1 protein-coding gene is annotated in these 1,436 nt (G+C 39.5%); it reads right to left on the bottom strand.

Translation table 11 applies throughout. From position 1 onward, the window contains the following. A partial coding sequence (locus ZA07_RS02365; protein WP_053970138.1) for an aminotransferase class V-fold PLP-dependent enzyme occupies nucleotides 1–1,431 on the bottom strand: 1,431 nt, incomplete at its 3' end. Nucleotides 1,432–1,436 lie beyond the last annotated feature (5 nt).

Consider the following 1,436-nt stretch of genomic DNA (forward strand, 5'->3'; position numbering starts at 1 on the left):
AAATTCATTTTTGGAGGCGTTGTATGTATAATCCTTGCCCCACTCAGAAAAAGATTTGGATACTGCTTCAATGGCATCACATATACTTTCTAATTCTTCATTGGTCATGGTTGGATGAATGGACATCCTTACCCAACCTGGACGCTCCATAAGGCAACCCTCTAATATCTTCTGTTCAATGGCTTTTGAAGTCAACTGATCTACATGCAATAGGTAATGTCCATAAGTACCTGCACAAGAACAACCACCCCGGGTTTGTATCCCAAAGCGATCATTAAGTAACTTGACAACCAAATTGTAGTGCGCATTTTCAATATAAAATGAAAATACACCCAATCTGTCGGTGTGCTCTTCTGCTAAGATTGTTAGATTGTCAATTTTTGAAAGTCTATCAAAAACAATTTTATTGAGTTCGTGCTCTCTTTTCAAAATGTTTTCAACACCCATTTCTTCTTTTAACTGAATGGACAATGCGATTCTTATAGCCTGTAGAAACCCAGGTGTGCCACCATCTTCACGGGTTTCTATGTCATCGATGTAATCATGATCTCCCCACGGGTTTGTATAGGAAACTGTTCCGCCTCCCGGATTATCGGGCACAAGATTTTTATAGAGTTTCTTATTGAAAATCAATACGCCTGAAGACCCAGGTCCACCCAGAAATTTATGTGGTGAAAATGTAATGGCATCCAAATATTGCTCCTCATCCTCAGGATGCATATCAATAGCAACATAAGGTGCTGAACAGGCAAAATCAACAAAGCATAGCCCATTATTCTGATGCATCAATTTGGCAATATCATGATAATTGGTTCTAATACCGGTCACATTAGAACAACCTGTTATTGCAGCTATTTTTAAAGGAACCGATTGATGCTTTTTCAACAATTCATTCAAGTTCTCCAAACAAGGCAACCCTTTTTCATCCGAAGGAATAACTTCTACCTTGGCAATGGTTTCCAGCCAAGAAGTCTGGTTGGAATGATGTTCCATGTGGGAAACAAAAATAACTGGTCTTTTCTCTGTTGGAACATTTGTGTGATCTTTCAGGTTCTCATTGAGCTTTATTCCCAAAATACGCTGAAATTTATTGATAGCTCCAGTCATGCCCGTTCCTGTCGTTATCAAAACGTCATCTGCAGAGGCATTGACATGCCTTTTGATAATCGTCCTGGCCTGATGGTAGGCCAAAGTCATGGCCGAACCTGTGATGGATGTCTCGGTATGTGTATTAGCAACAAATGGACCAATGTTATTGAGCAGTTTATCCTCTATAGGTCGATATAAGCGGCCACTGGCTGTCCAATCGGCATACAAGATTTTTTTCTTGCCATAAGGCGATTCAAATTCCTGATCATTGCCTACAATATGTTCCCTAAACTTTGAAAAATAAGCTTCAAGCTCCGTTATTTGTTTAACATCCGAATCCATCATTT

This window comes from Mangrovimonas sp. ST2L15 (assembly GCF_001280515.1).
GTDB lineage: Bacteria > Bacteroidota > Bacteroidia > Flavobacteriales > Flavobacteriaceae > Mangrovimonas > Mangrovimonas futianensis.